This window comes from Lacihabitans sp. CS3-21 (assembly GCF_024343675.1).
Taxonomy (GTDB): domain Bacteria; phylum Bacteroidota; class Bacteroidia; order Cytophagales; family Spirosomataceae; genus Leadbetterella.
Genome location: NZ_RJUD01000083.1, coordinates 1 through 1,470, shown reverse-complemented (window position 1 = coordinate 1,470; position 1,470 = coordinate 1). Strand labels below are relative to the sequence as shown.

Annotated in this window: 1 protein-coding gene; it reads right to left on the bottom strand. The window is 41.0% G+C overall.

The features are described 5' to 3' along the window. Positions 1–173: 173 nt before the first annotated feature. A complete protein-coding gene (gene wecB / locus EGI24_RS22015; RefSeq protein ID WP_255049169.1) occupies positions 174–1,268 on the bottom strand; it encodes a non-hydrolyzing UDP-N-acetylglucosamine 2-epimerase in 1,095 nt (364 codons plus the stop codon). Positions 1,269–1,470 lie beyond the last annotated feature (202 nt).

The window sequence follows — 1,470 nt, the reverse complement described above, 5'->3', positions numbered from 1 at the left end:
CGCCGCCCAGACCTAAGGCCGTTTCTTCATTTGATTTTAGCAAATCAAATTTCGAAATGCTCGAACTGACGTTGTATTTGGCATTTGAAAACGTGTTCTCGACTACCGCTCGAACTAACAAGGAACAATCGAACTGGCACGCTCGAACTAACCAATAGCCTAAAAACTATTCACTATACAATCCTTTCCAATATCTCCGCAATCCTATCCGCCGTATTTCCGTCCCAAAGCTCAGGGATTTCGCCTTTTTTCCAGTTGCCTGCAAAAATATCCTTTAGAGGTTCTATCAGTTTATTCGGGTCGGTGCCGATGAGTTGGTTGGTGCCTACGGTACAAGTCTCTGGTCTTTCTGTAGAGTCTCTCAGCGTCAGGCATGGCACCTTCATGACGGTGGTTTCTTCCGTGATACCACCAGAATCGGTAATGACCACCTTGGCATTTTTAACTAAATAGTTGAATTCCAAATAACCCATGGGTTCGGAGAGGATGATATTCTCAGGCTGCAAATCAAGGCTTTCATACACTTTGCGGGTACGTGGATGTATCGGAAAGATTATTTTGTTGGGTGCCACCGTTTCACTGACTATTTTGACGAGATGAAGTAGATTAGCAGGATCATCGACATTGGCAGGCCGATGCAGGGTCATCACAATGTATGCTTGCTCTTTTAGTCCATTTTCAGCCCAAATCTTAGGTTGTTTGAGCCGAGTAATATTCTTGAGCAGGGTATCTATCATGGTATTGCCCACAAAGAAAATCTTTTCCTCCTTTATGCCTTCCCTTCTTAGGTTTTGGTTGGCTACCTCAGATGTGGTAAAGAAATAATTGGTAATGGCGTCGGTGACCTTCCTGTTGATTTCTTCGGGCATGGTTTCGTCATAAGAGCGAATACCACCTTCAATATGTGCTACGTCTATATGGAGTTTTCTGGCAGCAATGGAACAAGCCATGGTGGAAGTCACGTCACCTACGACGATACAAAGATTAGAGGGTTTTTCTAGTAAAATTTGTTCATAAGCCACCATTATCTTGGCGGTTTGTTCAGCCTGAGTACCTGAGCCAACCTGCAAGTTGATGTCTGGATGGGGTATGCCCAGCTCATCAAAGAAGGTCTCGCTCATATTCTTGTCATAATGCTGACCGGTATGTATTAGGCGGAAGTTTATTCCTTTTTGTTCGAAATGGTGGCTCTTAAAAGCGTCGATAATGGGAGCAATCTTCATGAAGTTGGGGCGTGCTCCTGCAATAATATCTATGAGTTTTGACATGGGTGCTATTAAAAATTCAAAATTAATGGAATATAATTAAACTCTGATTCTTGAAAGGTTAAACATTAAGTAAATAAGTATAGAAAATATCTTAATTTTCTTAATATCTTAATGCACTTCATGTTAAAAAAAATAGCCTCAAATGTTTAACATTAAGAGAATTAAGGGCATTGAGGAATCAAAATATCTAAATGCTTTTAAT